Origin of the sequence: Pseudoalteromonas sp. SG45-1, assembly GCF_014164135.1 — a bacterium.
GTDB lineage: Bacteria > Pseudomonadota > Gammaproteobacteria > Enterobacterales > Alteromonadaceae > Pseudoalteromonas > Pseudoalteromonas distincta.
Genome location: NZ_JACJEP010000005.1, coordinates 43,287 through 60,563 on the forward strand (window position 1 = coordinate 43,287; position 17,277 = coordinate 60,563).

Consider the following 17,277-nt stretch of genomic DNA (forward strand, 5'->3'; position numbering starts at 1 on the left):
TTTAGCTACGAATAGCCCGTGTTTGCATATGGTACTCGTAATTATCCTCATCCGTTATAGTAAAACCCAGCCGCTTATAAAGTCCTAATGCTGGGTTGTTTTTAAGCACGGTGAGTTTAATGGGTTTTGACTGCGCATTTGTAATAACTTGTTCAATAACCGCTTTCCCATACCCTTTATTTTGGTGCAATGGATGTATTTGTAATTGCATTATTTCAACGTATTGAGCGTGTGTTTGGTATTTTAAAGTACCAATTGGTACCTCATTTATAACTATAAGATGGGAGCAGTCATATTGATCATTAAGCCTTAAAACATGCTGTTGCTTAGTTATACCAATCCGCAATAATACTTAATCATTTTGCGGGGCTAAACGTGTCGCTAGCTGCGTTAAAAAATGCTCATTTAGAACAACTAAATAGCGAATTTTTTGCCTAGCTATCAACACGTTTTTCCAGCCTCAAAATAGATCACTTAATTAAGCGAATTGGTATTAAAAATAACCCGGCATTTTCTAAGTGTTCTACCATAGTCAGTTTTCTGAGGCTTAATAAGTAGTCTCGGTCTGAATATGCTGCCTTTATGAATTTAAAAACCATAGTGCTCCCTTGCAACAGCCTCAATATTTATATTTGTAGAACGAACTAAAATAAGTGCGCAGTATTAAATGTGCAAGCCAAACTAACAAAGGCAAGACTACCAATACCCAAGTGTTTTCCACCAAAGCCCGCCAATAATTCCCCATACACTTAAATTAATAACGCTCATTATAAGGCCCATTACCCACCAGTCTTTTAACGATACATAGCCTGAGCCAAACACTATGGGTGATGTGCCTGTTGCGTAATGCGTTAACGACATCATGAGTGATGAAGCGCCAGCTAACAGTAAACCTAAAAATAAAGGCGGAGCGCCAAGCGCTAAACCTGCGGCGTAAAATGCGGCAAACATAGCAGTAATATGTGCTGTGGTACTGGCAAAAAAGTAATGAGCATAAAAATACACAGCTACCAATATAATAGCCGATACAATCCAGTCAAAGCCCAGTTGCGCAATGTTGCTCTCAACAAGTGTTGAAAACCACGTTACCAAACCTAGTTTATTTAAAAAAGTGGCCATCATTACTAATGCAGAAAACCAAACAACGGTATCCCACGCTGACTTTTCTTTAAGTACATCGTCCCAGCTTAATACACCAGTCACTAATAAAACCGACAAACCTAAAAAAGCCACTGCGGTTGTATTAACTGCGTAGTCAGCCCCTAAAATCATTGCAGGTACGCCGGCCCATAAAACAAGCAGCATGGCAAAAACTCCCACCATTATTTTTTCGCCATAACTCATTGGGCCCATTTCAGTTAATTTAGATTCTGCGTAGGTTTTAGCGTCGGGCGTACTTTTAACTTCAGGTGGGTAAATGGCATAAACAACCAAAGGCACAAGGGCAATACATAGCAAACCAGGAACAAGCGCTGCGAGCGCCCATGTACTCCAAGTAATACTAATATTTGCACCAGTAGCATCAGCAATCAGCTTTACAATTAGAGGGTTTGGCGCAGTCGCTGTAATAAACATAGCTGATGTAATAGGGTTTATATGGTAGCTCACTAAAGCAAGGTAGTGCCCAATTTTACGAGATGTGCCTTCCTCAGGAGACGAGCCAAAGCTTGTTGCTATCGACTTCATAATTGGGTGAATAATAGCGCCGCCTCGCGCGGTATTACTTGGCGTCACAGGCGCTATAACAAGTTCAGACAGCGCGAGTGCATAGCCAATACCAATAGTTTTTTTACCAAAAAAAGAAATAAAATTATAGCCAATACGATTACCTAAACCGGTTTTAGCTAAACCCCGAGAAATAATAATAGCAATACCAATCAGCCAAATTAATGAGTTAGAAAAGCCACTTAATGCATCTTTAATAGCACCAGATGGGCTGTCATTAGTTACGCCCGTTAATGCAACAGAGGTAATAGCTAAAATAGCAATGGCGCCGATAGGCATTGCTTTACCAATAATGGCAACTACAGTACCAATAAATAAAGCGAGCAAATGCCATGCGTTTTCGTTAACACCTTGCGGAGGCGGTACAGCAAACCAAAGTAATAAAACAATGGCTATAGAAATCAGTCCAGAGGTAACTCGAATATCACTACCTTTCATTAAAAATGTCCCTAAGTTTTAGAAATGCATGCATTCAGTGTATTGAAAAGGCAACGTTATTCTACTTCATTTAATAATAAAAAAGATGACGCACATCATATGAAAATTAAACTTATTTAATTTTATTAATAAAGAGGAAATAAACTATAAACTAAAGTGATTGATTAAGTTACCCGATGAGAGCTTACGTTGTGCTTAATCAACTCTTATTATTTAAGAGTTAACTTGAATTGTTTTATAGGTTCGTAAGGTCTTTGTAAACCTCAACGAATACTTGGAAATACAATGAACTTAAAACTAACCAACAACGTGATTACTTTTTTATTAGCGAGTAGCTTTTTGTTACTTGGCTTATCGTTTGCGTTAGGGGCAAACCCTAATACGTTAACGGCTACGTTTAGTTTTTACGGCGTTGATTCGCTAATGTCTGTATCTGCGTTAGGTTTAATTAGTGGCTCATTTATGATCGCTTTAGCATTTGCCACCGTGCTCGCTCGTTTTAAACTAATGAAACCTACGCCAGCACTTTTACTTGCAGCAATTATAAGTTTGGTTGCATTACTTACCTTATTTGCCAGCAACCGTTGGATGGTGCAACTAGGCGGCTTTCCAATCATTGGTAGCGGGCAGGGCATAATTAAATACTTTGCTGTAGTGCCTTTATATTTGTTTTTATTTTATAAAGACAAACTTACCGACAAACAACACGTACTTTTAAATTTTATACCGGTTGCAATGGTTTTGTTGTGGATTGGCGGCATGAAGTTTTATGAGTTTGAAGCAAAAGGCATTGTAAGTTTAGTAGAAACCTCACCGTTTATGTCGTGGTTATACACGGTATTTAGCGTACAAGGCGCGTCTAACATAATTGGCGGGTTTGATGTATTATTTGCTGTGTTATTGGGCTTAGGGCTATTTTTAAATAATAAAAAGCTAATTATTGTAAGTGGCTTAGCGTGTTTAAGCGTATTTATGATGACCCAAACATTTTTAATTACCGCAACCGGTGCATTTAGTTCTTCCACTTTATTGGAGCGCTTAGGGCAGTTTGTAATTAAAGATCTTTGGTATATAGCCAACCTTGTTGTTATTGCTTTTTTAATGATTTTTAAACCGACTAAATAATATATAAAGAGGACGTTATGATCAGTTGCAATCAATACGATTACATCGAAATTGCCTGTATGTACCATTTAAGCATTGAGCTTATATTAAAAAATGGTGATGGTGTATGTGGCGTAGCAACTGACACAAAACGCAATGCTAATAAAGACGAATGCATAGTTCTTAACGTAAATAGCGAGCTGCAACTCATTGTGCTAGCTACAATCAGCGTACTTAAAGCGCGTGAGAAAAACCCATACTTTGACCACGTGAACTTTGATGTAAAGTAAGCACCTCACTCATTCGTTTTTATCATAAAAACCTCAGCGAGCCTGCATCATTAATATGTTAAGGCTCGCTTATCTAACCAATGTTTTAGCTTATACGTGCTAAATACATAAAACCAAAATTTTCCTATTACTTTCTTTTATTCTTTACTCGAGTTTTTCCACCGAACAAGTCTAAACGCCAACTATTAAGCGTATAAAAATGCTAAACCAGTATAAGTAAGCCTCAATAAGCCTCAATAAGCCTTAACTAGCCCTTAGTATCCGTCCGTTTGTTAATTATGGTCTAAAGGTAGCTACATAAATAAAGCTCTATTTTTGTTTTGTCCAATAACATTATTAAACACCGTTTTGGTGAAAAAATTACAAAGGGTTTTTTGTAACATATTTAATTACTTGTTTACACTGAAGTTGTTTAGTGGAATTATTGAACACTGTAATATACGCCGTTTTGGGGCGTTATAACTCTCAAAGTGTTGTTCAATAAGTTGTTATACGTTTAGGAGGTTTGGTGAACGGAATCTGTGCATTGTGTACGAAATCAGCGAAGCTTAAAGATAGTCACTTTATGCCTAAAGCTGTTTACCGATCAATTAGTAAAGGTTTCCCTGAACACGGAAAAAACATTGTTGTGATTAATGGTTCTAATAAATCAGCAGCCTATACTGACAAGCAAGCTAAAAAGTATTTACTTTGTGAGCGTTGTGAATTGAAATTCTCCAAAAATGGGGAAGATAAAGTAATATCTTTTATGGCTCGTCCTAACGGTTTTAAACTAGCTACAAAGATAAAAAAGTTTAAAACGTTGTCTCATGTAAAAGATGAAATATGGTATTTTCCACCAAGCGAAGAAATAGCGTTTAATTTCATGTACTTTGCTGTAAGCATTGCTTGGAGGTTGTCTGCAACAGATTGGAGTGGGTTCGGTATTCCTGATACAAAGAATTCAATTCGTGAAGAAAGCATGATTGCTTTTTCAGATTACCTATTAGGAAATACTGAACTTCCTGCAAATACTTATCTAGCTGTATATGTTGATAATCAAATAGTAGATACACCATCAATGGGCTTTCCAACTATTAAAAATCATGATGGCTATCAACATATAGTGTTTAACATTCCTGGTCTAAAACTAAGCCTGTTAGCAGGCAAAAATCCAGGAGCGGGTATTAGAGAAACATTCTCTATTAATACAACTAACGTGTATTTTGTTAGTCGTAGTTTAAAAACACACCCTGATTATCATTTTATGGTTAACTTTTTAAAAAATGAATCAGTTGCAAAGGGCCGGTTCCTGGAAGAGCGTATCAAACACGTAACAACACGCCCTGAGGTGGACGACTAGTCAAATTTAGCTATTAATTGCAAATTTTAAAAGTGGTGAGCCTCTTTGTTTTTCAACACTTAAATGTAATCCTTATCGATTTAAATACCAGAGTTCTATATAGGCTTACCCTTCACTTTTTACTGCTTATTATACGCTTTAGCCCAAATCAACTATGTAACTACAACGAATAGAAAAACCAGCCACTCTACAAATATTTGCCTTGGAATAGTGGGCAACTAAAACCTAAATATATCCATACCTCTTGACGGCTTCGTCCCATAAATTGCGCTATCCCCACTTATTTTTACTTCAGCGATATCATCAAACGCGCAGCCCCAAAAACAAATTAACTAAGAATCAAATAACAATACTTTAGTAAACGCTAGTTCATATTACGTCACGTAATATCCATACAGAATTTTAAGTTAAACATACGTTCGTGCAGCGTTCCCATTTTTATTTGACTCAATTTATTGGATATTCTTTTTATGAAATTAAAGTTATTTATCGCAATTATTTTTAGCACTTCGATGTCGTCTTACGCGACAGAAGCAGTAGATAAAACGGAGTTTTCATTCGAAGACTTAAAAGCCCTAGCAAAAGCCTCAGCCGAAAAGCCCTATACGCCAACTAAGGTGCCAGCGCCGGAGTTAATCGATAAAATTACGTATGACGAACACTGGAAAATACGCTTTAAAGAAGATGAAACCTTATACCCAAGTGGAAAAAAGGCGCCCGTACAATTATTTTACCCTGGCCGATATTTTCCTGAGCCAGTAAGTATTTACATCAGAGATGATAAAAATCAGGTTCAAAATGTACCTTTTAGTAATGACGTTTTTGATATGCCTGATGACAGCCCAGCTCACGATCTCCCAGAAGGGTTTGGATTTGCAGGCTTTAGAATAATGCGCCCAGATATGAAACCCGATTGGATATCTTTTTTAGGCGCGTCTTATTTTCGTACCGACGGCCCAGAGGGGCAATATGGACTCTCGGCCCGAGGTATCGCGATTAATACGGGCATGAATCAGCCAGAAGAATTTCCGCGCTTTTCTGCATTTTGGATTGGCCCCGCAGAGAAAAAAGGTGAAAGTGTGTCTGTTTGGGCATTGCTTGAAGGGCCTTCTATCACTGGTGCTTATCGATTTGGTTTAAGCAAAGATAACAAAGAAGCCAAAGGCCATATTACCTCTGTAACGGCAAATTTGTATATGCGCGCCGATGTTGAACGCTTAGGCGTAGCACCGTTAACCAGTATGTATTGGTACTCACAAAAAGATAAAACAGAAGCTAAAGATTGGCGCCCAGAAATTCACGATAGCGATGGCCTGGCGATTCACACAGGATCGGGTCAATACGTTTGGCGCCCATTAAATAATCCTCAGTCGGTGTCGACCAATAGTTTTATTGATGAGAACCCAAAAGGGTTTGGCTTAATCCAAAGAGACCGTGACTTTAATAACTACCAGGACGACGGCGTATTTTACAATAAGCGTTCATCAGCGTGGATAAAACCTACTGACGATTGGGGCAAAGGCGCAGTACAGTTAATCGAAATTCCTACAAAAGATGAAACGTTCGACAATATTGTTGCCTACTGGGTGCCCGAAAAAGAGGCGCGCAAAGGCGACGAGTTTACCTTTTCTTATGATATTGAATGGCGTCCACTCGATCCAAAATCAAAAACGCTTGCAAGCGTTGTAAATACTCGCCAAGGCTTAGGCGGAATTCCCGGCCAGCCTATTCCTAAAGGCGTTAACAAAATGGTGATTGATTTTGAAGGTCCAGCATTTAAAGGATTAGATAACAAAAGTGGTATAAAGCCGATTGTTGAAGCCAGCAACGGTGAAATACTAGAACCTATTGGGGTTTATCCGGTAGTTGGTACAAACCAATGGCGATTAGCGTTTGACTACAAACAAGCTAACAACAATCCGGTGAACATACGCGCGTATTTAGTTGATAAAAATAAAGAAGCTATAACTGAAACATGGGTAAGTGATGCAAAGGTAACGATTAAATAAGCCCTTCAATAAGCATTAAAGTAAAACGGGTGGCTATATTTTGATTTTCTGTCAATTATAGCCACCATAATGTCTTTTAAAACGCCAATCAAAACACCATTAAAACTCCCTTTTATATCCCACGTAAAATACAGTAATCGATTGAATCAAAATATGAACTCGGCTATGGTTTGTTTATCAATAAATATAAAAAAATGAGTTAACCTGCAGCTTATTAGCTGTTTCGAGGGATTGTATGTTTTTTTTGAGTAAATTATTTTGTTGGGAGCGAGGCCGACAAAAATCAGGCTACGATAAAATGTTGATTTGTGGTGCTACGTGGCCAATTAAATTTGATACATATTTGCTTAAATTCCCACAAGGAAGTGAAATAGCACCGCACACAGACAAAGTTGAATCTGGTAAACACTATCGGTTGAATATAGTGCTTAAAAAAGCAGATTTGGGTGGTGAGTTTATTTGCAGTAATCCGATATTTGAAACAAAGCGGGTTAAGCTATTCCGCCCTGATGTAAGTGAGCATCAGGTATCAAAAGTTATAAAAGGTAATAGATATTTACTCAGCATTGGGTGGATAAAAGGGAGCTCTAAATGCTAGATTTAAGACCTAATTGTGAATGTTGTGATAAGAATCTACCTGCACAGTCCACAGAGGCTTTTATTTGTTCATTTGAATGCACATTTTGTTCTGGCTGTGCTCAAACGTTATTAAATAACGTGTGCCCAAACTGCTCAGGTAATTTGGTTCAGCGGCCAATTCGCCCTTTGGCTGCACTAAAAAATTACCCAGCATCGACTAAACGGGTATTAAAAGAAAGTGCTTGTTCGCCAAGCACATAAAAACATAAAGTATAATAATTACATTTCTGGGTATGGAGATCTGATGAGAAAATCCTTTGAATTTACTGTTAAGTCAATCAAAGTTAAAATAATTAACACTTGGTTTAGTGGTGCTAAATTATATGTGAATGGTGACTTACGAGATACTGACAAAACTTTGTTAGCTATTAGAAATAATACTTTACTATCTGCAAATTTAGGTGAGTTGGGTGTTCTAGAAATCAAGCCATTATCGGGTTTAATTACCGTCGAAATGGATGCATATTTGGTTAATGGTACAAACATTCAACATGTATATAGCTCACATAAACGCCTTAGCCTAAAAGAGCAAAGGGCAGCCCGATAAAGCTACTTTAAATAACGTATATTCCTGCATTTACCTGCCTTCAGTAATAACCTCCAAATGACTTTGAGGTTTAAGCCCCTAAGCATACCAAGTTAATATACTTGGTTTACTCGATTACCTTAAATCACTCACACTCTTTCACATAAAGTAAAAGCGCGCTGTACATTACACTGAGTGCCTTTGTTACATCGCTGTCGATAACCGCTTCTGCTGGGTGATGGCTTATACCGCCAGGGCTGCGTATAAACAACATGCCAACGGGGCAAATTGGAGCGATTGCCATTGCATCGTGCCCTGCGCCTGAGGCAAGTGAAGGCGATGCTTGGTTATTGAGTTTACATGCGCTTGAAAACAAATGCTGAATAGTGGTGTCGCACGCTACGGCATCGGCGGCATGCGTCCATTGCCAATCAAGCGTTAAATTGCGTTTGCTTGCTATAGATTGAGCGCTGTTTTGTATGACGCTTAGTAAGTTAGCGAGATCGGTGTCGCTTTGTGCGCGTGCGTCTAGGCTTATGGTTGTTTTGCCTGCAATCACGTTTGTAGCCCCAGGGCGAGACTGTATTTGCCCTACGGTGGCAACTTCGCCATTTTTAGCATTACTTGCTAGTTTTTCAATTTCGGTTACTAATTCAGCGCAGCCTGCTAGTGAATCCTGCCTCAAGTTCATTGGGGTTGTACCCGCATGACCGCTTTGGCCTGTTAGGGTAAGCATGGCGCGCTTTGCTCCTGCGATTGCAGTTACAACGCCTAACGCCTGATTAACCGATTCGAGTACAGGACCTTGTTCAATATGAGTTTCCCAGTAACCTAGTAATTCGTTTTTGTTTAGTGCGGCCTTTGCATAGTCGTTGGGGTTTAAACCAAAGTCGAGCATGGCTTGGCGCATAGTTATGCCGTTTGTGTCTTCAATGTTTAGCCACTGTGGGTCAAATTCGTTAGCGAGGGCTTTTGAGCCAATTAAAGTTGTGGCAAAGCGGGTGCCTTCTTCATCGCAAAAGCCCACTACATCTAAATGAAAGGGCAGGTCGAGCTTTAACTTATGTGCAAGCGCTGCAATTTCTATCCCCAGCAGTACACCTAAAATACCATCAAACGCACCTGCGTTTGGTACTGTGTCGAGGTGCGATCCTATAATTAAACGTTTAGCATGTGGGTTTGATGATTTTAGTCGCCCCCAAAGGTTGCCCACTTCGTCTTGCCACGATTGCATGCCTGCCTCAACCATCCACGATGCAGTAACGGCGTTACACTCTTTGTGCTCTTTTGATAAGTACACGCGGTGAATACCGCCTTGCATTTGCGATAGTGCGCTGAGGGTTTTACAGCGAGATAAAGCGCGTGTTGCGTATTCATCAGCAAGTTCTTTATCTAATAAAGGGCTGTGTTGTGGGCATTCAATCGTCATGCTAAATCCTTTTTTTATTTATAATGGGCAAGGGCGGCAATAGCGGCTTCGCCTTTAGGGCCTTTATAGCCGTTGGCATGTAAGCAGGCATCTAGGCTTGCCAATGTTTGTAATACGGCATCTTTACGGGCGTTGTAACCCATGGTGCCAATACGCCAAATTTTGCCATGAAGTGGTCCAAACGAGGTGCCAATTTCTATTCCAAAATCGGTTAACATTTGTCCGCGTACGTGATCGGCATTAATGCCCTCGGGTATATACACACCCAGTACGTTGTTCATTTTATGTGTTAAATCACCAAATACATTTAAGCCGAGCGCTTGAATACCCGTTAGCATGGCATCGCCATGTAATTTGTGGCGCGCTACGCAGTTATCTACGCCTTCTTCAATTACTATGCGGGCGCATTCTGAGGCGCAGTACAGCATGCTGGTGGCTTCGGTATGATGGTTGAGGCGCTCTTCTCCCCAGTAATTCATGATCATGCCTAAATCAAAATAGTTAGAGCGCACAAAGGGCTCTGTGCCATCGGTATGATCGGCCGTGCGAATACCTGCCTCTACCTTTTTGCGTTTTTGGATCCAATCGGCGCATTTATCGCTTAGTGTTAATGGCGCAGACCCAGAAGGACCGCCTAAACATTTTTGCAGGCCAACCGAAAGTGCATCGAGTTTCCATTCATCGGCAGGAAGTTCGTTACCCACAATAGATGCGGTAGCATCACAATAAAATAGTACATCGTGCTTTTGGCAAATATCGCCAATATGCTCAAGAGGTTGGTTCATGGTGGTGGATGTATCGCCTTGTACCATAGCAAGTACATGGGGTTTTACATCAACAATGGCTTTTTCGATTTGTTCTGGCGTAAACACTTCGCCCCACGGTACTTCTATTGTGTGCACCTTTGCGCCAACGCGTTCTGCTATTTCAGCAAGTAGGTGGCCAAAGCGCCCCATAATTGGCACAAGTACTTTATCGCCCGGGCGTAAAATTGAGCATAATACGGCTTCAATACCCGCGCGCGATGTGCCATCTATTAGCATGGTCCATTCGTTTTTGGTTTTAAAAATTTCGCGGTAACGTGCCATGGTTTCGTTCATAAAACCGGTCATTACTGGGTCGTATTGGCCTATAAGCTGCGCCGACATAGCACGTAAAACACGAGGGTCGGCATTAATTGGGCCTGGTCCCATTAATAAACGCTGTGGTGGGTTTAAGGTTTGAACTTGCGTGTTATTAAACATATTTTAGGCTCCCAGAGTCTGAATAAGCATGCGTATGCCGGTTATCATTAAGACAACGGCAAAGGCGCGTTTTAGTTGTTTTTGATCCAGCTTGCTACCAATTTTTACGCCAATAGGCGCAAATAAAATAGTCAACGGAATAATAAGAAAAAAGGCAGGGAGGTTAACCAACCCCCACGTACCTAGGGGAGCATCGGTTGGCGTTGTGCCAATACTTAATAAGGTAATAACGCCAGGTAGTGCAATCAATAAACCAAAAACGGCCGCAGTACCTACTGCAACATGGGCGCGTACATTAAATGCGTTTAGCATAGGTACGCCAATAGTGCCGCCACCTATGCCAATCATTACCGACAAACCACCTACAATACTTGCCATAACCCCTTGACCAAATTTTCCTGGCAGTTGTTTTACAAGCGCGGGTGCGCCGGCTCTAAATAGCATGTTTAAACTGACTAAAATAGCAATACAGGCAAACATAAGTACCAGTGCATTACCGCGTATTGAGTGCGCTAAGTAGCTGCCTACAACGGCCATAACTAAAATAAATGGTGCCCAGTATTTTATTAGCGCAAGGTCAATATTCCCTTTGCTATGATGCGAGCGAATAGATGAAAGCGAAGTAGGTACTATGGTTGCAAGTGATGTAGCGGTGGCTATCATCATTGCCGACTCTGGGCTTACGCCAAAACCTTGCAGTAAAAAATACAGCACAGGGACGATAACAATACCGCCGCCTACACCAAAAAGTCCTGCTAAAATACCGGCAAAAATACCGGTTGCTATTAAGGCTACTATAATTGGCCATTGATTTATTATTTCTGACATTGTGTTCCTGCTGTAGTTACTGTTGCACGTCCATCTGAACGGGGATCTGTTGCAGCTTCAAGGCTTGTAGGTGTATCTAAAATAGCCCCAGCGTGCCCCATCATTTCGTTATTATTATCAACGCTTACCCAATCGTGGTCACGTTGATTTAATTCATGTTCTATATGAAAAACTAACTCTTTTTCAATTTTTAAATTTGTACTCGTATCGCCCCATGTTCGTCCAAGTAACCAACGAGGGTCGCTAATTGCTTGTTTTATAGATTTATTTCGCCACGCGTAGCCTGCAAAAACAGCGGCTTGAGTTTGTGGCTGCCCTTCACCGCCCATTGTTCCGTAAGCAAGTCGACGACCATCGCTAAACTTTGCCAGTGCTGGGTTAAGTGTATGAGCGGGCTTTTTATTTGGAGCAAGGGCGTTGGTATCTTGATTGTTTAAACTAAAGCTTAAACCACGGTTATTCCACACAAAGCCGCCTTCACTCATTAATATTCCGCTGCCAAATTCCCAGTAAATGCTTTGAATAAAGCTGACTAATTGCCCGTTTTTATCTCTGGCTGCCATCCACACAGTATCGCCAGGCTCTGCGTTAAATGGCCATTTTTTGGCTTTGGCCATATCAATATTGTTAGCAAGTTCGCTTAAGCGATTATCGGTTAGTGCGTTTTTATAATCGTCTCCTAATGCTTCAGGGTCAGCCCAAAGGGTAGGGCGATGGGTAAAGCTTTGTTTAGTTGCCTCAACAATTAAATGTGTCCAGTCGGCATCGGTTTTAGCTAAATGCTTTAACTTATTTACGGCACCAATTATTTGTAGTGAATGCACGCCCTGTGTTGGCGCGGGTAAGTTGTAGCAATCAATACCACTGAGGTTTGCATTTAGCGCAGTAACTACCTCGGCTTTAGTATTTGCAATGTCACCTGCGGTAATTGAGCTGCCTGCTTTTGCTAAGTCGGCGGCAAATGAGTTGGCAAGTGCGCCTTCATAAAATGCGTTTAAGCCATGTTTTGCTAGGTATTCAAACGTTGCTGCAAGTTTAGGGTTTTTAAAATGTTGACCTGCTTGCAAGGGCTTGCCATTGGGTATGTAGAGGCTTTTAAACGCCTCATTGGTATTGTTAGCAGTGGCTAGTTTTTCGCAGCCTGCTTGCAAGCTTTTTGTAACTGTAAAGCCCTCGCGCGCAAGTGCAATGGCGGGTGCTAAAATTTGTGACAGTGGTAGTGCTGCGTGCTCATCTAGTTCAAGCGCCTTTTGCCAACCGCGAATTGTACCCGCTTGAGTCAGTGCGCTTAACCCGCCGCGCTCTGGTATTTGCGCGAGCGAGTTATAGGGCGTTGTATTAGTTGCTGCACGGCCGCAGGCGTCAATAGCGGTAGGCGTTTTTTGGTTTGGGTTATCGATAAGCCAAAAGCTGTCGCCACCAATTGAGTTCATATGTGGATATACAACGCTAATAGCAGCGGCAGCCGCTACCATAGCCTCGGTAGCTGTACCGCCTTGTTTTAGTATATTTATACCCGCCTCTGTTGCCGAAAAATGAGACGCGGTAAATGCAATGTTGTGTGTGGTCATGCCGGTGTGTCCTGTTTAAAGTGTGCAGCTAGGTGCTTAACGCAAGCAAGTAGGCTTTTATCGTTACCGTGGCTCATCATTAATGAAAAACCATACGGATGATCATTTGCTAAATCAGCCAGCGGTAAATGCACTTGCGCTGAGCCACTAAGCCCTGCAATTGCCGAAAGCGTAATAATTTGCATGCGTAAGGCGCTTGTGTCGGCGCCTAATTTAGGTGCGGTTGTGGGGGTGGTTGGCAAAAATAAACAGCTGTTTGTATTTAGGTTTTTAGCTATTAGTGTTTGCCATTGGGTTTGTACTTTTAGTGCTTCTTGTTCTTCTTGAACAGTTAGGGCAAGCGCCATATTAAAACGTGCCGCAATTGCTGGAGCAAACTGGGGAAGTTGCCCCGGCAATTGAAGCCAGTCTTTATGCGTTTTTGCGATTGCTCGCCCTTGCAGTACTCTAAAACTATCAGCAAGTTCATTTAATAAGCTGCTGTTAGGTAGTTCAAATTCTTTATGGTGCTTAAAATTAGGCTTGGTTTTTTCAAGCAATTGTTTAAGTGGGGCTTGTAAAACAGGGTCAACGAGTTCAAATAACGGCTCGCAAATAACTAAGGTATCAACGTTATTAATAGTTTGATTTGGTAGCAGTACATTACCTACATCGCTTAATAGCTCGGCGCTTTGGGTAAGCCAACCTATGGTATCAAAAGGCGGAGCCAACGGTATTAGGCCGTCTTTTTCAATCACGTTATGGCTTGGCCTTATGCCATATAAACCACAATAGCTGGCGGGTATTCTAATTGAGCCGCCGGTGTCGGTGCCTAAGCCAATATCAGCTAAGTTAGCAGCAACTGCAGCAGCAGACCCCATACTCGAACCACCGCAAGCATGCCCTTTTAATTTAGGATTTTGCGCAGCGCCATAATGTATATTATTACCCTCTAAGCTATAAGCCAGCTCGTCAGTATGGGTAAAGCCTATAAAGTTACAACCAGCGGTCATGAGCTTATTAACCGAGCTTGCCGTATTTTGAGCCGGTTTAGCTGTTTTAAACCAGTGTGGGTTGCCTGCGCTGTTACGCTCGCCCTTTACTGCAAATACATCTTTTACAGCTAAGCGATTGTTTGCAAGCACTCCAGACTGGCTTGTTTGCCACAGGGTAGGACCGTGATTGCAAAATATACCTTTGTTGTTTTTTTTATCACTCATTTGCAGCTCATTATTATAAAACTGACCAAGTACTTACTTATTAAGTTAAGAGTGATTAAAAAGCGGGCTGGTTATTATTATTATGAATACCAATTTTATTAAATCATGATCATTTTATCGGATTAAATAGCGCACTCACTGCGTCATTTTCTTCGCGTTATAATAGATCACTTATTTAATGCAATTGCTAAAGCTCCGCTTTTTAATCGGTAGTTTTGATTTTATAGTACTTAGACTAAGCAAGAGGAATGCCATAAATTAAAATCCTGTCCAACTGGTCAGGTTTTGTTGGATTGTATGAGATTTGCAAATGTGGGCTGTAGAAATAGTGAGATTAAAATGAGCTAAAACAAACCAACTTGGTGCGTAGGTGCACCAAGTTGGTCTCTATTTATATGGTTTTGAGTGCTAAATAAGGGGCGTTTTACTGATGATTAAACCATTAATATCGGCGTAAACCCAATCGTTAGGTTCTATGGTGGTGCTAAGCATGGTAATAGCTTGGTTTTTATCACCAAAGCCGCGCTTTAAGGTACTACGCGGTGTAGAGCCTAGCGCCATTACAGGTAAGTTCATCGTGGCAAGTATTTCTATATCTCGGCAACAGCCATTTATTATTACGCCTTCCCAGCCATTACTTAAGGCACGCTCAGCCATAATATCGCCTATAAACGCAAAGCGTTTGCTCGCAAACCCGTTTATAACCAATACTTTACCTTCACCATTTTCATGCAATATATCGGCGGCAAAAGAGTTGTCTTCTGGGCAGGTAACGGTAACTACTTTGCCATAAAACGTGGTTTTTTTACCAAAGTGGTAAAGGCCGCTGTCTGCTACTTGCACGTTATCGCGATGATCGTCAAACAAATCGGGTGTAGTAAAGGGTGTCATGGGTTAAGTCTCACTTTGCTCAGGTATTTTAAGACCAATACCTTTTAAAATTATGTGGGCAATTGATTGCGTAATTTGTGCCACATCGGTTTCGTCGTACTCTAATTTGTTCATTACGAGTAAAACCTCAGCCTGAAAGTCGGCGTAATATTGTGTGGTAGACCAAATAGTAAAGAGCAAATGGTAGGGATCAACCTTATCCATTTTATCTGCGTCCATCCATGCTTGAAGTACATCAACCTTTTGTTTAACCCAAGGGCGGGTATTGGTTCTAAAGTAGTTTTGTAAATAAGGGGCGCCGCGCAGTATTTCACTGGCAAATAAGCGAGATTGCATTGGCTGATTTACGGCCAGTATTACTTTGCTTTTAATATAGTTATAAAGCACGGTAGCTGGATCGTCGTTAATTGTGACGTTATCGAGCCCTAAGTTCCAATTAGCTATTATGCGGTCAATCACAGACTCGTACAGACCATCCTTACTTTTAAAGTAATACAAAATATTAGCTTTTGGCACCTGCGCTTCTTTAGCAACCATGCTCATACTTGCTCCGTCGTAACCTAATTGCGAAAACAATTGCTCGGCGGCATCTAAAATTAGTTTTTGGTTTTTCTCGCGTGTGACTTCTTTTTTATTTGGCTTTATTTGTGTGGTCATTATAAAGTTTGCGTGTTTAACGTATTGATTGATTGTAGCTTTACTGACCAAAAGGTCAATTACTAAAAAGGGTGAATGCTAAAAACAAATGAGAGGTTTAAGCTATTAACTTTAGGGTCTGTTGATCTTTGCGGATTAAAATTTGTTCAAACTAGGGGCTATTTAATCGCGGCGCGAGATTTGTAACCTAGTGGGCTAAGTAAAAACCGAGCAACAAAGAGTAAGTAGCCCCTAGGAAGAACCCTTTGGGCAGCGCCTGTTTGGCATTAATGCTACGTTATCGCCCATTAATGGGCGATAACCACACTATATAGGCTCTGCCTTGCCTAAATACTAAACAGACTGCTGCAAATTCAACCTTGAAAGAACAACAGACCCTTATTGTTTAATTAAATAATTACTGTTAGTTTAGTTTCAAATTTACGAGTAGTACTTTTGGATTGGCAAATGGATTTTATAAGCAAAAATAAATACACGCTTTATGGAGTCGCGGCCATATTACTGTGGAGTTGCTTAGTTGCATTACTACGGGATATTTCTGAGTTGTTTAGCCCCATTGGTGGTGCGGCGGCTATGTATTCTGTCAGTGCGATATTTTTAATTTTGGTTATGGGAGTGCCCAAGTTTAGTGGTTTTTCGAAACGTTACTTGGGAATAGGTACTTTATTATTTGTATCGTACGAAATTTGCTTGGCGCTTTCTATTGGTATGGCAAACAGCCGTCATCAGGCAATGGAAATGGCGGTTATTAATTATTTATGGCCCACGCTGACTATATTGCTCTCTATTATTATTGGTCGTAAAAAAGTAAGTTACTGGGTTTACCCAAGCATGATCATTGCTTTTTTAGGCGTTGCTTGGTGTATTACGGGCGATCAAAAAATGTCGGTCGATACGCTTGTTACTAACTTTGCTGATAATCCTGCTACTTATTTAATGGCATTAGCTGCAGCGTTTATATGGGCTATTTATTGCGTAGTTACGCAAAAGCTGAGTAATGGTAAAAATGCTATTACGTTATTTTTTACTGTCACGGCAATGAGTTTGTGGGCGCAATATGGTCTTAGTAATGAAGCACCATTAACGTTTTCACTGGGCTCAAGCATAACGTTGCTATTAGCTGGTGTAGTAGTGGGGAGCGGTTATGCACTGTGGAATCAAGCTATTATTGGCGGTAACTTAATGCTTTTGGGAACACTTTCGTACTTTACACCGGTGTTTTCTACTATTATTTCGGCGTTGTATTTATCTATTACGCTGAGTGCTTCGTTTTGGCAGGGGGTTGTACTGGTAACAGTGGGCTCGCTAATTTGCTACTTTGTAACGCGAGAAAAGCCTAAACAACCTCAAATAGCGTCTGCAACATAAGACTAATTTTATTAAAA

At 40.7% G+C, this 17,277-nt stretch carries 17 protein-coding genes; 8 read left to right on the forward strand and 9 right to left on the reverse strand.

All coding sequences use genetic code 11. The annotated features are described in order from the left end of the window. Position 1: 1 nt before the first annotated feature. Positions 2 to 346 carry an N-acetyltransferase gene (locus H5117_RS06295; protein ID WP_182736693.1) on the reverse strand — a complete coding sequence of 115 codons (345 nt, stop codon included), beginning with the start codon at positions 344 to 346 and terminating at the stop codon, positions 2 to 4. 350 nt (positions 347 to 696) lie between these two features. Beyond that, positions 697 to 2,163 (reverse strand): DASS family sodium-coupled anion symporter, encoded by a 1,467-nt coding sequence (locus H5117_RS06300; protein WP_182736703.1) that lies wholly within the window; start codon positions 2,161 to 2,163, stop codon positions 697 to 699. Between the two features lie 285 nt (positions 2,164 to 2,448). On the opposite strand from H5117_RS06300, the gene H5117_RS06305 reads away from it, so the two are divergent. The 7 genes from H5117_RS06305 (at position 2,449) to H5117_RS06335 (ending at position 8,094) form a co-directional block, all read left to right on the forward strand. Next, entirely contained in the window at positions 2,449 to 3,288 is an 840-nt protein-coding gene (locus H5117_RS06305; RefSeq protein ID WP_182736705.1) for a DUF417 family protein, read from the forward strand. Between the two features lie 17 nt (positions 3,289 to 3,305). After that, complete coding sequence (locus tag H5117_RS06310; RefSeq protein WP_182736707.1) at positions 3,306 to 3,557, forward strand: Rho-binding antiterminator; 252 nt, start codon at positions 3,306 to 3,308, stop codon at positions 3,555 to 3,557. Positions 3,558 to 4,122: 565 nt separating this feature from the next. Further along, positions 4,123 to 4,899 (forward strand): hypothetical protein, encoded by a 777-nt coding sequence (locus H5117_RS06315; RefSeq protein ID WP_220491770.1) that lies wholly within the window; start codon positions 4,123 to 4,125, stop codon positions 4,897 to 4,899. Between the two features lie 470 nt (positions 4,900 to 5,369). Continuing rightward, positions 5,370 to 6,908, forward strand: coding sequence for a glucan biosynthesis protein (locus tag H5117_RS06320; RefSeq protein WP_182736711.1), 1,539 nt, complete (start codon positions 5,370 to 5,372; stop codon positions 6,906 to 6,908). Between the two features lie 235 nt (positions 6,909 to 7,143). Then, positions 7,144 to 7,506, forward strand: coding sequence for a 2OG-Fe(II) oxygenase (locus tag H5117_RS06325; protein WP_010553586.1), 363 nt, complete (start codon positions 7,144 to 7,146; stop codon positions 7,504 to 7,506). Then, positions 7,500 to 7,748, forward strand: a complete 249-nt coding sequence (locus H5117_RS06330; RefSeq protein ID WP_182736713.1) for a DUF1272 domain-containing protein — start codon at positions 7,500 to 7,502, stop codon at positions 7,746 to 7,748. Before H5117_RS06325 ends, H5117_RS06330 begins: the two co-directional genes overlap by 7 nt. Before the next feature lie 43 nt (positions 7,749 to 7,791). Beyond that, the gene (locus H5117_RS06335; RefSeq protein WP_024596154.1) at positions 7,792 to 8,094 is read left to right on the forward strand and encodes a hypothetical protein; all 303 of its coding nucleotides are present in this window, start codon (positions 7,792 to 7,794) and stop codon (positions 8,092 to 8,094) included. Between the two features lie 124 nt (positions 8,095 to 8,218). On the opposite strand, the gene H5117_RS06340 is transcribed toward H5117_RS06335, so the two are convergent. The 7 genes from H5117_RS06340 to H5117_RS06370 form a co-directional block, all read right to left on the reverse strand. Further along, on the reverse strand, positions 8,219 to 9,502 hold the full coding sequence (locus H5117_RS06340; RefSeq protein WP_182736715.1) for an allantoate amidohydrolase: 1,284 nt from the start codon (positions 9,500 to 9,502) through the stop codon (positions 8,219 to 8,221). A 14-nt stretch (positions 9,503 to 9,516) separates the two neighbouring features. Further along, positions 9,517 to 10,746, reverse strand: coding sequence for an alanine--glyoxylate aminotransferase family protein (locus H5117_RS06345; RefSeq protein WP_182736717.1), 1,230 nt, complete (start codon positions 10,744 to 10,746; stop codon positions 9,517 to 9,519). A gap of 3 nt (positions 10,747 to 10,749) precedes the next feature. After that, positions 10,750 to 11,574 carry a sulfite exporter TauE/SafE family protein gene (locus tag H5117_RS06350; RefSeq protein WP_007378545.1) on the reverse strand — a complete coding sequence of 275 codons (825 nt, stop codon included), beginning with the start codon at positions 11,572 to 11,574 and terminating at the stop codon, positions 10,750 to 10,752. After that, a complete protein-coding gene (locus H5117_RS06355; RefSeq protein ID WP_182736719.1) occupies positions 11,562 to 13,145 on the reverse strand; it encodes a gamma-glutamyltransferase family protein in 1,584 nt (527 codons plus the stop codon). The genes H5117_RS06350 and H5117_RS06355 overlap by 13 nt, the downstream gene beginning before the upstream one ends. After that, positions 13,142 to 14,344 (reverse strand): amidase family protein, encoded by a 1,203-nt coding sequence (locus H5117_RS06360; RefSeq protein ID WP_182736721.1) that lies wholly within the window; start codon positions 14,342 to 14,344, stop codon positions 13,142 to 13,144. Before H5117_RS06360 ends, H5117_RS06355 begins: the two co-directional genes overlap by 4 nt. A 408-nt stretch (positions 14,345 to 14,752) precedes the next feature. Beyond that, positions 14,753 to 15,235: a putative 4-hydroxy-4-methyl-2-oxoglutarate aldolase gene (locus H5117_RS06365; RefSeq protein ID WP_024610846.1), complete on the reverse strand. Its 483-nt coding sequence runs from the start codon at positions 15,233 to 15,235 to the stop codon at positions 14,753 to 14,755. A 3-nt stretch (positions 15,236 to 15,238) separates the two neighbouring features. Next, a complete protein-coding gene (locus tag H5117_RS06370) occupies positions 15,239 to 15,892 on the reverse strand; it encodes a TetR/AcrR family transcriptional regulator (RefSeq protein ID WP_004334664.1) in 654 nt (217 codons plus the stop codon). A 447-nt stretch (positions 15,893 to 16,339) separates the two neighbouring features. Between H5117_RS06370 and yddG the strand changes: the two genes are divergently transcribed. Next, a complete protein-coding gene (gene yddG / locus H5117_RS06375; protein ID WP_182736731.1) occupies positions 16,340 to 17,260 on the forward strand; it encodes an aromatic amino acid DMT transporter YddG in 921 nt (306 codons plus the stop codon). The last annotated feature ends 17 nt before the right edge of the window (positions 17,261 to 17,277 follow it).